Annotated in this window: 14 protein-coding genes and 1 tRNA gene; 13 read left to right on the plus strand and 2 right to left on the minus strand. The window is 67.6% G+C overall.

Annotated elements, in window-relative coordinates:
* Positions 1 to 336 precede the first annotated feature (336 nt).
* Positions 337 to 1,785 (plus strand): 30S ribosomal protein S1, encoded by a 1,449-nt coding sequence (gene rpsA, locus AC0KXF_RS13315; protein ID WP_473109632.1) that lies wholly within the window; start codon positions 337 to 339, stop codon positions 1,783 to 1,785.
* Between the two features lie 173 nt (positions 1,786 to 1,958).
* Here the strand turns inward: rpsA and AC0KXF_RS13320 are convergent, their stop codons facing one another.
* Positions 1,959 to 2,582: a DUF4126 domain-containing protein gene (locus AC0KXF_RS13320; RefSeq protein WP_473109633.1), complete on the minus strand. Its 624-nt coding sequence runs from the start codon at positions 2,580 to 2,582 to the stop codon at positions 1,959 to 1,961.
* Between the two features lie 50 nt (positions 2,583 to 2,632).
* Here AC0KXF_RS13320 and coaE point away from each other — a divergent pair, with 50 nt between their 5' ends.
* Complete coding sequence (coaE, locus tag AC0KXF_RS13325; protein WP_473109634.1) at positions 2,633 to 3,241, plus strand: dephospho-CoA kinase; 609 nt, start codon at positions 2,633 to 2,635, stop codon at positions 3,239 to 3,241.
* A 91-nt stretch (positions 3,242 to 3,332) separates the two neighbouring features.
* On the opposite strand, the gene AC0KXF_RS13330 is transcribed toward coaE, so the two are convergent.
* Entirely contained in the window at positions 3,333 to 3,944 is a 612-nt protein-coding gene (locus AC0KXF_RS13330) for a vitamin K epoxide reductase family protein (RefSeq protein WP_473109635.1), read from the minus strand.
* 282 nt (positions 3,945 to 4,226) lie between these two features.
* Here AC0KXF_RS13330 and AC0KXF_RS13335 point away from each other — a divergent pair, with 282 nt between their 5' ends.
* The 11 genes from AC0KXF_RS13335 (at position 4,227) to AC0KXF_RS13385 (ending at position 14,278) form a co-directional block, all read left to right on the plus strand.
* Positions 4,227 to 6,653 carry an Rne/Rng family ribonuclease gene (locus AC0KXF_RS13335; RefSeq protein ID WP_473109636.1) on the plus strand — a complete coding sequence of 809 codons (2,427 nt, stop codon included), beginning with the start codon at positions 4,227 to 4,229 and terminating at the stop codon, positions 6,651 to 6,653.
* A gap of 147 nt (positions 6,654 to 6,800) precedes the next feature.
* Positions 6,801 to 7,109, plus strand: a complete 309-nt coding sequence (gene rplU, locus AC0KXF_RS13340; protein WP_473109637.1) for a 50S ribosomal protein L21 — start codon at positions 6,801 to 6,803, stop codon at positions 7,107 to 7,109.
* A gap of 28 nt (positions 7,110 to 7,137) precedes the next feature.
* Entirely contained in the window at positions 7,138 to 7,392 is a 255-nt protein-coding gene (gene rpmA / locus AC0KXF_RS13345) for a 50S ribosomal protein L27 (protein ID WP_223043759.1), read from the plus strand.
* A gap of 69 nt (positions 7,393 to 7,461) precedes the next feature.
* A complete protein-coding gene (gene obgE, locus AC0KXF_RS13350; protein ID WP_473109638.1) occupies positions 7,462 to 8,967 on the plus strand; it encodes a GTPase ObgE in 1,506 nt (501 codons plus the stop codon).
* On the plus strand, positions 8,949 to 9,770 hold the full coding sequence (gene proB, locus AC0KXF_RS13355) for a glutamate 5-kinase (protein WP_473109639.1): 822 nt from the start codon (positions 8,949 to 8,951) through the stop codon (positions 9,768 to 9,770). Before obgE ends, proB begins: the two co-directional genes overlap by 19 nt.
* Positions 9,771 to 9,774: 4 nt before the next feature.
* Complete coding sequence (locus AC0KXF_RS13360) at positions 9,775 to 11,028, plus strand: glutamate-5-semialdehyde dehydrogenase (protein WP_473109640.1); 1,254 nt, start codon at positions 9,775 to 9,777, stop codon at positions 11,026 to 11,028.
* Positions 11,029 to 11,086: 58 nt separating this feature from the next.
* Positions 11,087 to 11,299 carry a hypothetical protein gene (locus tag AC0KXF_RS13365; RefSeq protein ID WP_223043762.1) on the plus strand — a complete coding sequence of 71 codons (213 nt, stop codon included), beginning with the start codon at positions 11,087 to 11,089 and terminating at the stop codon, positions 11,297 to 11,299.
* Positions 11,300 to 11,311: 12 nt separating this feature from the next.
* Complete coding sequence (gene nadD, locus AC0KXF_RS13370) at positions 11,312 to 11,914, plus strand: nicotinate-nucleotide adenylyltransferase (RefSeq protein WP_255572684.1); 603 nt, start codon at positions 11,312 to 11,314, stop codon at positions 11,912 to 11,914.
* A complete protein-coding gene (locus AC0KXF_RS13375; RefSeq protein ID WP_473109641.1) occupies positions 11,907 to 13,619 on the plus strand; it encodes a hypothetical protein in 1,713 nt (570 codons plus the stop codon). The genes nadD and AC0KXF_RS13375 overlap by 8 nt, the downstream gene beginning before the upstream one ends.
* A gap of 77 nt (positions 13,620 to 13,696) precedes the next feature.
* Positions 13,697 to 14,104, plus strand: coding sequence for a ribosome silencing factor (gene rsfS, locus AC0KXF_RS13380; RefSeq protein WP_473109642.1), 408 nt, complete (start codon positions 13,697 to 13,699; stop codon positions 14,102 to 14,104).
* A gap of 101 nt (positions 14,105 to 14,205) precedes the next feature.
* A tRNA-Ala gene (locus AC0KXF_RS13385) sits at positions 14,206 to 14,278 on the plus strand.
* The last annotated feature ends 71 nt before the right edge of the window (positions 14,279 to 14,349 follow it).

Below are 14,349 nucleotides of genomic sequence, written 5' to 3' on the forward strand. Positions count from 1 at the left end.
GATCGGCCCGCGTGGATGCGGATCTCCTACTTGGAGGGGATGGGGTGCTGCTTGGAGGGATGGGGTGCTGCTTGGAGGGGCCGGGGTGCTGCTTGGCGGGACGGGGTGCTGCTTGGCGGGACGGGGTGCTGCTTGGCGGGGTGCAGAGCGCACCCTGACGGGGCCGGGGCGCTGTGCACTTGATCCCGGGCGTGTCCTCGCGGTAAGATCGAGTGTCACTTTTCTGTGGCGACTCAACCATGTCCACACGTGGGTGCGCCTCGCGAGTCCGTCGGATCCGGCTGATCTTTCAGCGCGTGCCCGCCTGAATCCCTGTCCATTCTGGAGACCATTTACATGACGAACGCAACGACCGAAAGCAAGCAGGTCGCGATCAACGACATCGGATCCGCCGATGACTTCCTTGCAGCGGTCGAACTGACCATCAAGTCCTTCAACGACGGCGACCTCATCGAGGGCACTGTCGTGAAGATCGACCGCGACGAGGTGCTCCTCGACGTCGGGTTCAAGACCGAGGGCGTCATCCCCTCGCGCGAGCTGTCCATCAAGCACGACGTGAACCCCGATGAGGTCGTTCAGGTCGGCGATCCCGTCGAGGCGCTCGTGCTCCAGAAGGAGGACAAGGAAGGTCGCCTCATCCTGTCCAAGAAGCGTGCTCAGTACGAGCGCGCCTGGGGCGATGTGGAGAAGATCAAGGAGACCGAGGGCGTCGTCACCGGCACCGTCATCGAGGTCGTCAAGGGCGGCCTGATCGTCGACATCGGACTCCGCGGCTTCCTCCCCGCCTCGCTCATCGAGCTGCGCCGCGTGCGCGACCTGACCCCTTACCTGGGCCAGGAGATCGAGGCCAAGATCCTCGAACTCGATAAGAACCGCAACAACGTGGTGCTCTCGCGTCGCGCCCTCCTCGAGGAGACGCAGTCGGCCACCCGTTCGTCGTTCCTCGCCGAGCTCAAGCCTGGCCAGGTGCGCAAGGGCGTCATCTCGTCGATCGTCAACTTCGGCGCGTTCGTCGACCTGGGCGGCGTCGACGGTCTCGTGCACGTCTCCGAGCTCTCGTGGAAGCACATCGAGCACGCGTCCGACGTTGTCGAGGTCGGCCAGGAGGTCACCGTCGAGGTGCTCTCCGTTGAGCTCGATCGCGAGCGCGTCTCGCTGTCGCTCAAGGCGACCCAGGAGGACCCGTGGCAGGTCTTCGCCCGCACCCACGCGATCGGCCAGATCGCCCCGGGCGTCGTCACGAAGCTCGTGCCCTTCGGCGCATTCGTGCGTGTTGCGGACGGCATCGAGGGCCTCGTGCACATCTCCGAGCTGTCGGGTCAGCACGTCGAGCTCGCCGAGCAGGTCGTGTCGGCCGGCCAGGAGGTCTTCGTCAAGATCATCGACATCGATCTCGATCGTCGCCGCATCTCGCTCAGCCTCAAGCAGGCCAACGAGGGCGTGGATCCCGAGGGCACCGAGTTCGATCCGGCTCTGTACGGCATGACCACGGAGTACGACGAGAACGGCGAGTACAAGTACCCCGAGGGCTTCGATCCCGAGACTCAGGAGTGGAAGGAAGGCTTCGAGGCTCAGCGCGAGAAGTGGGAGCAGGAGTACGCTGCTGCCCAGGAGCGCTGGGAGGCTCACAAGAAGCAGGTCGCCGCTTCGCTCAACGAGGTCGCTCCCGCCCCGGCCGCGGACAACAACGCCTCCTCGAGCTTCTCGAGCGATTCGTCCTCGACCGGTGCGCTGGCCGACGACGCCGCGCTCGCCGCGCTGAAGGCTCAGCTCGAGGGCAACTGACATTCACAGAGCCCGGTGAATGCACGAAGGCCCGGTCCCCGTTTCGGGGGCCGGGCCTTCGGCGTATCGGGGTGCGGGCGACAGCATCTCACGAGGGATGGAAAACGGCTCGGACCAGACTTCAGGAGAGCCGATCTCTCGCCGAAGCGGCCCGGCTTCGGGTCGGTCCTGGATCAGGCCGGGGGTGCCGCCACGCCCGCGGCCTCCGCACGCTGCTCGCGGCGACGCAGCCGGGCGCGCCTGAGGCGTCGGATGAGCAGCACGATGATGGCGACCAGCAGCACGATCGCGAGAATGGGCACGATCACGGCGAGAAGCGTGAGCACGAGTGCGCCGAGATCCTCGAGGAAGCTCGTCGCCGCGGCGCCGGCCCCACCGGTGAGCGCGTTGATCACGGGTCGCGCGACGGCCTTCAGCAGGTGCGGCACGAGAGCGATGGCGATGCCGAGCACGAAGGGCCAGAACTGCGCCGACGCCACGAACCCGGCGGGGTCGGAGATCGCGACGGTCTCGCTCGACGACCCCGCCGCGAAGACCATGCCCCCTGAGGCCGGGCGCACCACGGTCTGGAGTACGTCGTTGACGGTATCGAGCACCGGGAACTTGTCGACGAGCACCTCGACGGCGAGCAGCACGCCGATGATGCCGAGACTCCACCCGTTCTCGAGCCAGACCCACGCGTCGGGCAGCTGCACGAGCCCCGTGAATCGCGACAGTAGCCCGAGGCCCAGCAGAGGGATGTATGCGTTCAGGCCGGCCGAGGCCGCGAGCGTGATCCCGGTGATGAGTTCGAGCATGGGGCCAGCATAACCGCACGCACCGTCTTCCTGCCGGTAATGTGAGGAGCATGAAGCTCATCGCGCTGACGGGTGGTATCGCATCGGGCAAATCGACGATCGGGCGGCGTCTCGCTGCGCTGGGGGCGGTGCGGATCGACGCGGATCAGCTGGCTCGAGACGCGGTGGCACCCGGATCACAGGGCCTGGCGAGGGTGGTCGAACGCTTCGGGTCGGGGATTCTGGATCGCGAGGGCGGGCTGGATCGCGCTGCGCTCGGTCGGATCGTGTTCGGGGATGCCGACGCCCTTGCCGAGCTGAACGCCATCGTGCACCCCGAGGTGCGCCGGATCTTCACGGCTCGAGTCGCCGAGGCCGAGGCGGCGGACCCGGAGGCCGTGATGATCTACGAGGTGCCTCTGCTCGTGGAAGGAGGGGCCGCCGCTCGCGAGGGTGTGGACCTCGTGGTGGTAGCGGACGCGCCGGTCGAGCAGCGGGTCGCGCGCTTGGTGGAGCTGCGGGGCATGAGCGAGGAGGATGCCCGTGCGCGCATCGCTAACCAGGCGAGCGACGAGGATCGGCGAGCGATCGCGGATCGGATCATCGATACGTCGGGCAGTGAGGACGAGACAATCGCTCAGGTGGATCGGCTCTGGGTCGATCTGCACGGCGCGGGCTGAGAGTCGAAGCTCCGGGTCCGGAGTGCGGGTCTCAGTCTCAGCGCTCATCAGAGGGTCAGAGAGTGAGGACCGTCCGCCGTGGTCCGAGCGGTCAGGCGCGGGCGAACTCCGCGAGCCAGTCGAGCTGCAGCTGCGCGATGAATGCGATCAGCACGTAGCAGAGCAGTATGATCACCCAGCTCCAGGAGTAGAGGTGCTGGAAGAGATCCCTGCTCTTCCGGCTCAGCGGCACGTCGCCTGAGGCGTAGGGCCGGAACGCGGTGATCCACCACAGCGGGATCATCACGGTCCAGACCACCATGCACCAGGGGCAGAGGGTGCCGAGCACGAACACGCTCTGAGAGAACAGCCAGAGGACGAACACGAAGCCCGCGAGCAGCCCCAGCTGGTAGAGCCGCCAGAACCAGGGGGCGAAGCGCGCCCCCGCGAGCAGCGCGATGCCCACCGCGATGGGCGCCACGAACGCCGAGACGCCGATAATCGTATTGCTGAAACCGAGCAGCGATCCCTGCCACGAACCCATGTTGGGGCCGCAGGTGACGAGCACGCTCACTGCGCAGTTCGGCACGTAGTCGGGGTTCGCGAGGGTCTTCATGTACTCGGTGAGCAACTCGAACGAGGCGAACCAGCCGATAGCGCCGGCGATGATGGAGAAGACTGCGAAGGCGACCGGACGCGACGCGACGCGGGACTCGGAACTCATGGGGCGATCCTATCCCGCGCTACCTGCGAGGACGCGCGCAGAGGGCGATGAGCCGAGAGACACGTCCTCAGCCGACTCCGTGACATAATGGAGTCCGTTGCGAAACACCGAGAAGGCGTATTGCACGAACAGTCTTTTGGCAGCCGAGAGGCCGTCACCGGTCGAAGACCGACCGAGCGCGAGTGCGCGGCATTCGCGGAGAATAGGATCTGCGGATCACACCGCACCAATTAGGGTTTCCGGCGAGAACGAGTTTCTCCCCGGGTAGAGGAGACACCAGCAATGGTGAAGAACACAACAGAAGACCACCACGAAGATGCAGTAGACGAGGAGAACGCCGGCCTCGACGAACAGGCATCGGCCGAACCGGCGCCGGCCGAACCGGAGGCGAATGCGGACGAGCCCGAGACGGCCGGCGACAAGAGCGCCTCGGAGGCTCCGAACCTGCTGCTCCCGCTCGCTGATATGTCGCCCGAGGAGCGTTTCCGCGCTACCACTCGCCTCATATTCCTCGCACCCGACGTGCCTCCGGTGCAGCCCCGTCCGCGCCGCATCGAGTGGCGGCGGAGCGAGCCCCTCCAGCGACAGGGGGAGCGGCACCAGGGCGAGCTGAGCCAGCTCGACGACCTGCTCGATCAGCAGTTCCAGCGCGACGACGAGCCGGAGCGCGACGGCGGGTCCCGGCGCACGCGCCGCCGGTCGGGTGAGCGGGAGAACGGCTCGGACGACGAGTCGAGTCGTCGCCGCGAGCGCCAGGCCCCGGTCGTCACCGAGCCGCAGAAAGTCAAGGGATCCACTCGCCTGGAGGCGAAGAAGCAGCGGCGGCGCGATGGACGCGATGCCGGCCGCAGGCGCATGGTCATCACGGAGTCCGAGTTCCTCGCACGTCGGGAGTCCGTGGATCGCGAGATGATCGTGCGCACCACCGCGGATCGCGTGCAGATCGGCGTGCTGGAGGACAAGGTGCTCGTCGAGCACTACGTTGCACGCTCGAGCGAGTCCTCGCTCATCGGCAACGTCTACCTCGGTCGCGTGCAGAACGTGCTGCCCAGCATGGAGGCCGCGTTCGTCGACATCGGGCGCGGCCGCAATGCGGTGCTCTACTCGGGCGAGGTGGACTGGTCGGAGTTCGAGGGCGGCAACACCGCGCGCCGCATCGAGAACGCATTGAAGCCCGGCGATCAGGTGCTGGTGCAGGTCACGAAGGATCCGGTCGGTCACAAGGGCGCGCGACTCACGAGCCAGATCTCGCTTCCCGGGCGCTTCCTGGTCTACGTGCCGGGTGGCGCGATGAACGGGATCTCCCGCAAGCTCCCCGATACCGAGCGAGCGCGTCTCAAGAAGATCCTCAAGGAGGTGCTGCCGAGCGGCGCCGGCGTGATCGTGCGCACAGCCGCGGAGGGGGCCAGCGAGGACCAGCTGACCCACGACGTCCAGAGGCTGACCCGGCAGTGGGAGTCGATCCGCAGCCGCGTCGAGAAGGGCGGAGGGCCGGTGCTGCTGCATTCCGAGCCCGACATGCTCATCAAGATCGTGCGCGATGTCTTCAACGAGGATTTCCACCGTCTGCGCATAGCGGGTGACGACACCTACGCGACCATCGAGAACTACCTCTCGCAGGTCGCCCCCGATCTGCTGCAGCGCGTCGAGCGCTACGAGGGCGAGCGCGATATCTTCGACGAGTTCCGGGTCACCGAGCAGATCGCCAAGGCGCTCGACCGCAAGGTGTGGTTGCCATCGGGCGGCTCGCTCGTGATCGACCGCACCGAGGCCATGACCGTCGTCGACGTGAACACCGGCAAGTTCGTGGGTTCGGGCGGCAACCTCGAGGAGACCGTCACGAAGAACAACCTCGAGGCCGCTGAGGAGATCGTGCGTCAGCTGCGTCTGCGCGACATCGGCGGGATCATCGTGGTCGACTTCATCGACATGGTGCTCGAGTCGAACCGCGATCTGGTGCTGCGGCGCCTCGTGGAGTGCTTGAGCCGGGACCGTACGAAGCACCAGGTCGCGGAGGTCACCTCGCTCGGCCTCGTGCAGATGACCCGCAAGAAGCTGGGCCTCGGCCTGCTCGAATCGTTCAGCGAGCCCTGCGAGGTCTGCGCCGGGCGCGGCGTGATCGTGCACCACGAACCCGTCGCGAAGCACCGCAGCGAGGGGGCTCCCCGCGGCTCCAAGCGGAGCAAGGGCGCGCAGTCTCACTCGCACCAGCACGACGCCAAGCATCAGACGCACGCGATCACCGACGGTGCGAAGAACATGCTCGCCCAGGTGGCTGCGTCCACGATTCAGGGTTCGAAGGCCGCAGATCGCGCCGAGAACGGCGGTGAGGGCGAGGCCGTCGAGGCTGCCGCTCCGCCGCGATCCATGAGAGACGGGCGTGAGCGCCGGACCTCGCGGGAATCCTCGGACCTCACGGGACGGGTGTCGTCGCGGGGGGCCCGTGAGCAGGCCGGGAGGCAATCGGTGGATTCCGGGGCCTCGGCCGCCGGCGGCACCCTGCTCGATTCCGTGCTCGACGCCCTGCCCGAGGCTCCGAGCGCCGGCACCGGCCGTGCTCGGAATCGTCGCGTCTCGACGGCTCCGCTGCGCGGAGGAGTCGAGAAGCCCGTCGCGTCGAAGGACGACGACGCGGTGAAGTCGGCTCAGCAGGTGCTCGCGGAGGCGCTCGACGCCACTGCGCGCCGGAAGGGCGCGGAGCAGGAGTGACACGCTGCACGGCCTATTTGACCGAGCAGGGTAGTTCAAGATATTATTGAGCGTTGGTGTCACCCGAAGGGTGACGACACCTCAGACTTCGAAGGCGGCGCGGCTGCGCTTCGACACGGAAGAAAATCCTCAAGAAAAGGGTGACAAGTGGTTTACGCAGTAGTGCGCGCAAGCGGCCGTCAGGAGAAGGTCGAGGTTGGCTCGATCATCACTGTGAATCGTGTGGTGGGCGACGCCGAGGGCAAGCTCGAGCTGCCCGCAGTGCTCCTCGTTGATGGCGACAAGGTGACGACCGATGCCTCGGCTCTCGCCAAGGTGAAGGTGACCGCAGAGGTGCTCAACGACCTTCGCGGCCCGAAGATCGTCATCCAGCGTTACAAGAACAAGACCGGTTACAAGAGCCGCCAGGGCCACCGTCAGGACCTGACCCGCCTCAAGGTCACCGGCATCAAGTAACCGCGTATCACTGAAGGAGTAGAGACTCATGGCACATAAGAAGGGCGCAAGCTCGACCCGCAACGGTCGCGATTCGAACCCCCAGTACCTCGGTGTGAAGCGCTTCGGCGGCCAGCAGGTCGGCGCGGGCGAGATCATCGTCCGTCAGCGCGGCACCAAGTTCCACCCCGGTGCGAACGTCGGTCGCGGCGGCGACGACACCCTGTTCGCACTGGCGGCCGGCGCGGTCGAGTTCGGTGTGAAGGGCGGCCGCAAGGTCGTCAACATTGTGGCTGCTGCCTAAGTTTCAGGCACACAACGGCGAGGCGGGCTTCGGCTCGCCTTTTGCCGTATCTAGCGAGGGAATTCGAGTATGGTGACGTTCGTCGATCGGGTGCAGGTGCACCTTCAGGCCGGGCGCGGCGGCAACGGCTGCGTGTCGGTTCGACGGGAGAAGTTCAAGCCGCTCGCGGGGCCTGACGGCGGCGCAGGCGGGCACGGCGGCGACATCGTGATCGTCGCCGACCCCCAGGTGACCACCCTGCTCGAGTACCATCGCCGCCCGCACCGCACCGCTGAGAACGGTGGCTACGGCGCAGGCGGGTACCGCGAGGGCACGCACGGCGCCGAACTGGTGCTGCCGGTGCCCGTCGGCACGGTGGTGAAGGATGAAGCGGGGGAGACCCTCGTCGACCTCACCGAGCCCGGCACCCGCTTCATCGCGGCCAAGGGCGGCATCGGGGGCCTCGGCAACAACCAGCTCGCGAGCGCCAAGCGCAAGGCACCCGGCTTCGCACTGCTCGGCACCGAGGGCAAGAGCTGCACCGTCACCCTCGAGCTGAAGACCATCGCCGACGTGGCACTCGTCGGATACCCCTCCGCCGGGAAATCAAGCCTCATCGCCGCGATGAGCGCGGCGCGGCCGAAGATCGCCGACTATCCCTTCACCACCCTGCACCCGAATCTGGGCGTCGTGCAGGTCGCCGACCATCGGTTCACCGTGGCCGATGTGCCCGGCCTCATCGAGGGCGCGAGTGAGGGCAGAGGGCTCGGGCTCGACTTCCTCCGCCACGTCGAGCGTTGCAGCGCACTGCTGCACGTGCTCGACTGCGCCACGCTCGAGCCGGGCCGCGATCCGCTCTCCGATCTCGAGGTGATCCGGGCGGAGCTCGCCGCGTACTCCGTGCCCGAGGGCCAGGTTCCGCTGCTCGAGCGGCCCCAGCTCGTCGCGCTCAACAAGATCGACGTGCCCGAGGCCAGGGAGCTGGCCGACTTCGTGCGACCCGAGCTCGAGGCTCAGGGCTATCGCGTGTTCGAGATCTCGACCGTGTCGCACGAGGGCCTGCGCGAGTTGAGCTTCGCGCTCGCCGAGCTGGTCGAGGCCGCGCGCGACCGCGAGCTCGCCGAGGCCGAGCAGCACCCCCGCATCGTGCTGCAGCCGAAGGCGGTCGACGACGGCGGTTTCCGCGTGGTGACCGAGGGCGGCAGCTACGGGACCATCTACCGCATCCTCGGCGTCAAGCCCGAGCGCTGGGTCGAGCAGACCGACTTCACGAACGACGAGGCCGTCGGCTACCTGGCCGATCGGCTGCAGAAGCTCGGCATCGAGGACGCGCTGGTGAAGGCGGGCGCGACCGCGGGTTCGACCGTGGTGATCGGACCCGGTTCCGGCGTGGTCTTCGACTGGGAGCCGACCGTCACGAGCGCGGCCGAGGTGCAGATGGGGTCGCGCGGCACCGATCTGCGCGTCGATCAGAACGAACGTCGCACCAACAAGCAGCGCCGGGTCGAGTACCACGGCCTCATGGACGCGAAGGCCGAGGCGCGCGCGGAGCTGCAGCGCGAGCGCGAGGCGGGGATGTGGGAGAGCGAGTCGTGACCTCCGAGGTGCTCACGACCGGCGACGGGCTGCTCAGCGCGCGCCGCGTCGTGGTGAAGGTGGGATCCTCGTCCGTCAGCGGCGACAACGCGACGCAGATCCCGCATCTGGTCTCGTGCCTCGCCAGGCTCTACAAGGCCGGGGCGCAGGTGATCCTCGTCTCCAGCGGCGCGATCGCGACCGGTGTGCCCTTCCTGCGCCTCGAGGAGCGGCCCGAGGATCTCGCGACCCAGCAGGCGGCCGCGGCGGTCGGCCAGAACATCCTCGTGAACCGCTATCAGCGGGCGCTGACGGCGCACGAGATCATCGCGGGCCAGGTGCTGCTCACCGCGCACGACATGGAGAATCCCACGCACCGGGGCAACGCCCGGCGCTCGATCGAGCGGTTGCTGCAGCTCGGGATCCTCCCCATCATCAACGAGAACGACACCGTGGCGACCCACGAGATCCGCTTCGGCGACAACGATCGGCTCGCGGCTCTCGTGGCGCGGCTCGTGGGCGCGGATCGGCTCGTGCTGCTCTCCGACGTGGATGCCCTGTACACGGCGCCGCCGATGATGGCGGGCGCCGAGCGCATCGAGTACGTGCCCTACGGCGATCCGCTCGAGGGGATCGAGATCGGCGAATCGCAGTCGGGCTGGGGCACCGGTGGCGCCGCCACGAAGGTGCAGGCCGCCCGCCTCGCAGCGGACGCGGGCACGGCGGTGCTGCTCACCGAGACGAAGCTGCTCTCGGCGGTGCTCGACGGTGAACGGTACGGCACTCATTTCGGGGCGAAGGACCTCGGCGAATCGGTAGGCTAGGGGCATGTCCCAGGCTGATCCCCTTATGCACAAGCTCGAGCTCGCCCGCGCCGCCTCGAAACGGCTCGCGACCGTCACCACGACCCAGAAGAACGCGGCGCTCGAGGCCATCGCCGTCGAGCTCGAGAACGGCGTCGACGAGGTCGTCACCGCGAACGCGAAGGACCTGGAGCGCGGTGTCGAGAACGGCATCGGGGAGGGGCTGCTGGATCGCCTTCGGCTCGACGAGGAGCGTCTGCGCGGCCTCGCCGCCGCCGTGCGCGAGGTGATCGCGCTGCCCGATCCCGTCGGCCAGGTGGTGCGGGGGAGCACCCTCGCGAACGGCATCGCGATCAGCCAGGTGCGCGTGCCCTTCGGCGTCGTCGGCGCCATCTACGAGGCCCGGCCGAACGTCACGGTCGATATCGCGGCCCTCGCCCTCAAGAGCGGCAACGGTGCGGTGCTGCGCGGCGGAAGCGCCGCCGAGTACTCGAACCGCGTGCTCGTCTCGCTGATCCAGCGCGCCGTCAGCCGGGCCGGGCTCGACGGCGACGCGGTGCAGACCATCGACGAGTTCGGCCGCGAGGGCGCCTCGCGCTTGATGCGGGCTCGCGGATACATCGACGTGCTGATCCCGCGCGGCAGCGCCGGCCTGATCTCGACCGTGGTCAACGAATCGACCGTGCCCGTCATCGAGACGGGTTCGGGGATCGTGCACGTGTACGTCGATGCGAGCGCCGACGAGGAGATGGCCGTGTCGGTCGTCAAGAACGCGAAGACGCACCGTCCCAGTGTGTGCAATGCCGCCGAAACGCTGCTCGTGCATCGCGATGCGGCCGAGCGCCTACTGCCGAGGCTTGCGGGCGAGCTCATCGGCGCGGGTGTCGAGCTGAGCGGCGATGAGGCCGCGCGTTCCGCAGTCGCGGGCGTGCTCGCCGCCGACGAGGAGACCTGGGCGACGGAGCACCACGCGCTCGAGATGGGCGTGAAGGTGGTCGATTCGCTCGAAGAGGCGCTCGCGCACATCGAACGGTACTCGACCCGCCACACGGAAGCGATCGTCACGCAGGACTACGCGAACGCCGAGCGCTTCCTCGCCGAGGTCGATTCGGCCGTGGTGATGGTGAACGCCTCGACCCGATTCACCGACGGGGGCGAGTTCGGTTTCGGTGCCGAGGTCGGCATCTCGACCCAGAAGCTGCACGCACGAGGACCCATGGGGCTGCCCGAGCTCACGAGCACGAAGTGGCTCGTGCGGGGCGCCGGTCAGATTCGCTGATCAAACCCGATACACTGGGTGTCAACTTCAGTTATCCGCTATGAATGCAGGGGTCTCAATGTCACTTCTCGCCACGATCGCCGTCGCCGCCGAAGAGGGGCATCACGTCGTCAATGAGCTGCCGATGCCGGGAATCCTCTACGGTGTCATCGCCTTCGCGGTGTTCACCGCCCTGGCTCTGGTGACCTTCTCGTTCCGCGACGTCGCGAACCGTCACGCCGAGAAGGCCGAGGCTTACGCGCGCGAGCACGGCGCAGCTCAGCATCACTAGGACCCGACCTCGGTGACAGCACGACGCCGCATCGGAGTGATGGGCGGCACCTTCGATCCGATTCATCACGGCCACCTGGTCGCGGCGAGTGAGGTTGCGCAGAGCTTCAGCCTCGACGAGGTCATCTTCGTGCCGACGGGAAGACCCTGGCAGAAGCAGAACGTCTCGCCCAGCGAGCATCGATATCTGATGACGGTCATCGCGACCGCCTCGAATCCTCGGTTCACCGTGAGTCGCGTCGACGTGGATCGCGCCGGCCCTACGTACACCGTCGACACGCTCCGCGATCTTCGCGCCCAGTACCCCGATGACGATCTCTTCTTCATCTCCGGCGCAGACGCGGTCGAGCAGATCATCGGTTGGAAAGACATCGATCAGCTGTGGGATCTGGCCCATTTCATCGCGGTCTCGCGCCCCGGGCACGAGCTGTCGCTTTCAGGTTTGTCGGGGGAGCACGTAAGCTTATTGGAAGTCCCCGCGTTGGCTATTTCTTCTACGGACTGCCGCGCACGGGTGGCAAGGGGATATCCGGTGTGGTACCTCGTGCCGGACGGTGTAGTGCAATACATCGCGAAGCACGGTTTATACACCGAGGAAGCGACAGAGAATGAGTGAGCAGGACGACGAACAGCGACCGCTGACCCGCCGCGAGCGGCGGCTGCGGGAGATGGCCGAAACCGGCGCGCTGGATCTCTCGGAGATCGGGAACATCGAGGCGGCGCCGAAGCCGGCGACCCCCGAAGCCGAGACCCCCGAAGCTGAGATCGAGATCTCGCCGTTCCACGAGGACGGCACTCCGCGAAGCCGTCGAGAGATGCGTGAGCTGCGAGAGCGCGCGCTCGCTGAGCGTGCCGCGCTGCGCGAAGCGAACGCAGAGGGTGCCGGGCCTGCTGAGGATACCGACGTTACTGCTGACTCTGATTCGAAGGGCGGCGAGGCGAAGGAGCCCGCCGCACCCGAGGCGGAGGCGGCAGCCGCTGCGGATCAGCCGAGCGGGTCTGAGGTATCCGCCGAAGACCAGTCGGAGCCTGCTGAGGAGGCGGCAGCCGTCGAGGAGCCTGCGTCCGCCGAAGAGCCGTCTGTCGATGCCGACCCAGAGCCTATCGCCGCTCCGATTCCCGCGGTGCGTCCGACGCAGGCCGAGCCCGCGCAGAGCGAGGCTGGGGATGAGGAGCAGGCTGCTGAGGAGAGCAAGCCCGCTGCGGACGAGGAGCCCGCTGCCGATGCCTCCGCCGAAGAGCCGGCGTCGGATGAGGCGGCCGATGCGCCGGATTTCGACACGCTGATCGCGCCGCCGACCGAGCCCTTCACCGTCGCTGAGCTTCGGGAGGCGGAGACGCCGTCCGGTGAGCCGGAGACCGTTTCCGCTGAGGAGCCCGCGGAAGCCGAGCCTGACGCGGAGGATCCTGCGCCCGCGGAGGAGCCCGCGCCAGCCGCGGAGAAGCCCAAACGGAGGTTCCCGTGGCAGCGGAAGGCCGCGGGAAACGCTGCTGCGGAGGGTGCCAGGGAGGAGCAGGCCGCTGCTTCCGAGGATCCGGCGACCGCTGAGCCGGAGGTTCCGGCTGCGGGGGAAGAACCGGCGCCGGCCGAAGCCGATCAGGCGATGGCCGAGACCGCGGAGGCGGCTGGTGAAGCTGCCGCGCAGAAGCCCGTCTTCGCGCCCGAACCGGTCGCCGACGAGGAGGCGGCCGCGATCGCGGAGATCGCGGACCCTGTTGCAGGCGAGGCTGCAGCTGAGCCGGCCGAGGAGAACCCCTCGCAGAAGGCGACTTACTCGTTCCCCGATATCGCCCCTCCGGAGGAGTGGCGCTCGGTGTTCGACGATCCCTCGTCCCGAAAGGTGCCGGATCAGGGTGGCCAGGGCGGCGATTTCGACGACCTCATCTCTCGCGCGGTCGCCCAGGAGGGCACGTCGACGACGGCCGGCACCTCGGCGCTGATCCTGCCCGCCATGCCGGAAGACACCGGCGGGCTTGCCGGGCCGATCGGCACCACGGGCGAACTGTACGTCACGGGTTCGCTGAAGCTGCCGAAGTCGCTCGGCGAGACGGGCGGGCACTCGGCGCTGCACGACTCGATCGAGATGGACCCCATCACGGGTGAGGAGACGGGCGATCCCGGAATGGCCTCGGAGGGGCCGGCGCCGGTGTCGGCACGCCACGCCGTGAGCGCGCGAGCCGCGTCGGGTGTGCCGGTGGTCGCGAAGCCCGCGCGTGAGCGCAGCAAGCTGCCGCTCGTGCTCTCGCTCACGGGTGGAGGGCTGCTCGTCGCGGTCGTCGCTCTCGGAGTCTGGGGCGCGAGCAACGGGATGTTCGGCTAGGCCCCGAGCGATTCCCGATCGATTTCTCGATTGCGGGCGTGAGCTCGCCGAACGAAGGAAGCACACTGAAGACTGAAGTGAACCAGACCCGCGACGTGCTGTCGGATCTGCGCATCGCGGTTCGCGCCGCCGACGAGAAGGGCGCGACCGCTCCCGTGGCGCTCGAGGTGACGGAGCAGTTCGGCCTCGCCGACGTGTTCCTGATCGTGACCGGTAGCGTTGAGCGCAACGTCCAGGCGATCTCGGATGCCATCGAGGACGCGCTGAACGCGGTCGGCGTGCGCACGGTGCGGCGCGAGGGTCGCGAGAGCGGACGATGGGTGCTGCTCGATTTCGGAGACCTCATCGCGCATGTCTTCCATCAGGAGGAGCGCGACTTCTATCAGCTCGAGCGCCTCTGGCAGGACTGCCCGGTGATCGAAGTCGGGCCGATGCTCGAGGCTGCCGATGAAGCGGCGCGGGTCGACGCGGAGGGCGGCGAGTGAATCGGGGTGCGCGACGCGCCCGGGATTGGGCGATTTGCACACCGCACCCCGTGTCGGTGTAAAGTAGAAGAGTTGTCGGGGGAGCACTTCTCCGACTCCAAGGGTCTGTGGCGCAGCTGGTAGCGCACCTGCATGGCATGCAGGGGGTCAGGGGTTCGAGTCCCCTCAGATCCACGTAAAGTTGAACGTTCGAGCCTTGCCCCACATGATCGCGGGGCAAGGTTCTTTCGTTGTGTGCCTGGGAC

It is taken from the genome of Leucobacter holotrichiae (assembly GCF_055791005.1).

Coding starts and splice junctions, on each gene's coding strand:
- AC0KXF_RS13375 (WP_473109641.1), top strand. CDS start 11,907: ATGAGTGAGCAGGACGACGAACAGCGACCGCTGACCCGCCGCGAGCGG.
- rpsA (WP_473109632.1), top strand. CDS start 337: ATGACGAACGCAACGACCGAAAGCAAGCAGGTCGCGATCAACGACATC.
- AC0KXF_RS13360 (WP_473109640.1), top strand. CDS start 9,775: ATGTCCCAGGCTGATCCCCTTATGCACAAGCTCGAGCTCGCCCGCGCC.
- AC0KXF_RS13320 (WP_473109633.1), bottom strand. CDS start 2,582: ATGCTCGAACTCATCACCGGGATCACGCTCGCGGCCTCGGCCGGCCTG.
- rpmA (WP_223043759.1), top strand. CDS start 7,138: ATGGCACATAAGAAGGGCGCAAGCTCGACCCGCAACGGTCGCGATTCG.
- coaE (WP_473109634.1), top strand. CDS start 2,633: ATGAAGCTCATCGCGCTGACGGGTGGTATCGCATCGGGCAAATCGACG.
- AC0KXF_RS13365 (WP_223043762.1), top strand. CDS start 11,087: ATGTCACTTCTCGCCACGATCGCCGTCGCCGCCGAAGAGGGGCATCAC.
- AC0KXF_RS13330 (WP_473109635.1), bottom strand. CDS start 3,944: ATGAGTTCCGAGTCCCGCGTCGCGTCGCGTCCGGTCGCCTTCGCAGTC.
- obgE (WP_473109638.1), top strand. CDS start 7,462: ATGGTGACGTTCGTCGATCGGGTGCAGGTGCACCTTCAGGCCGGGCGC.
- AC0KXF_RS13335 (WP_473109636.1), top strand. CDS start 4,227: ATGGTGAAGAACACAACAGAAGACCACCACGAAGATGCAGTAGACGAG.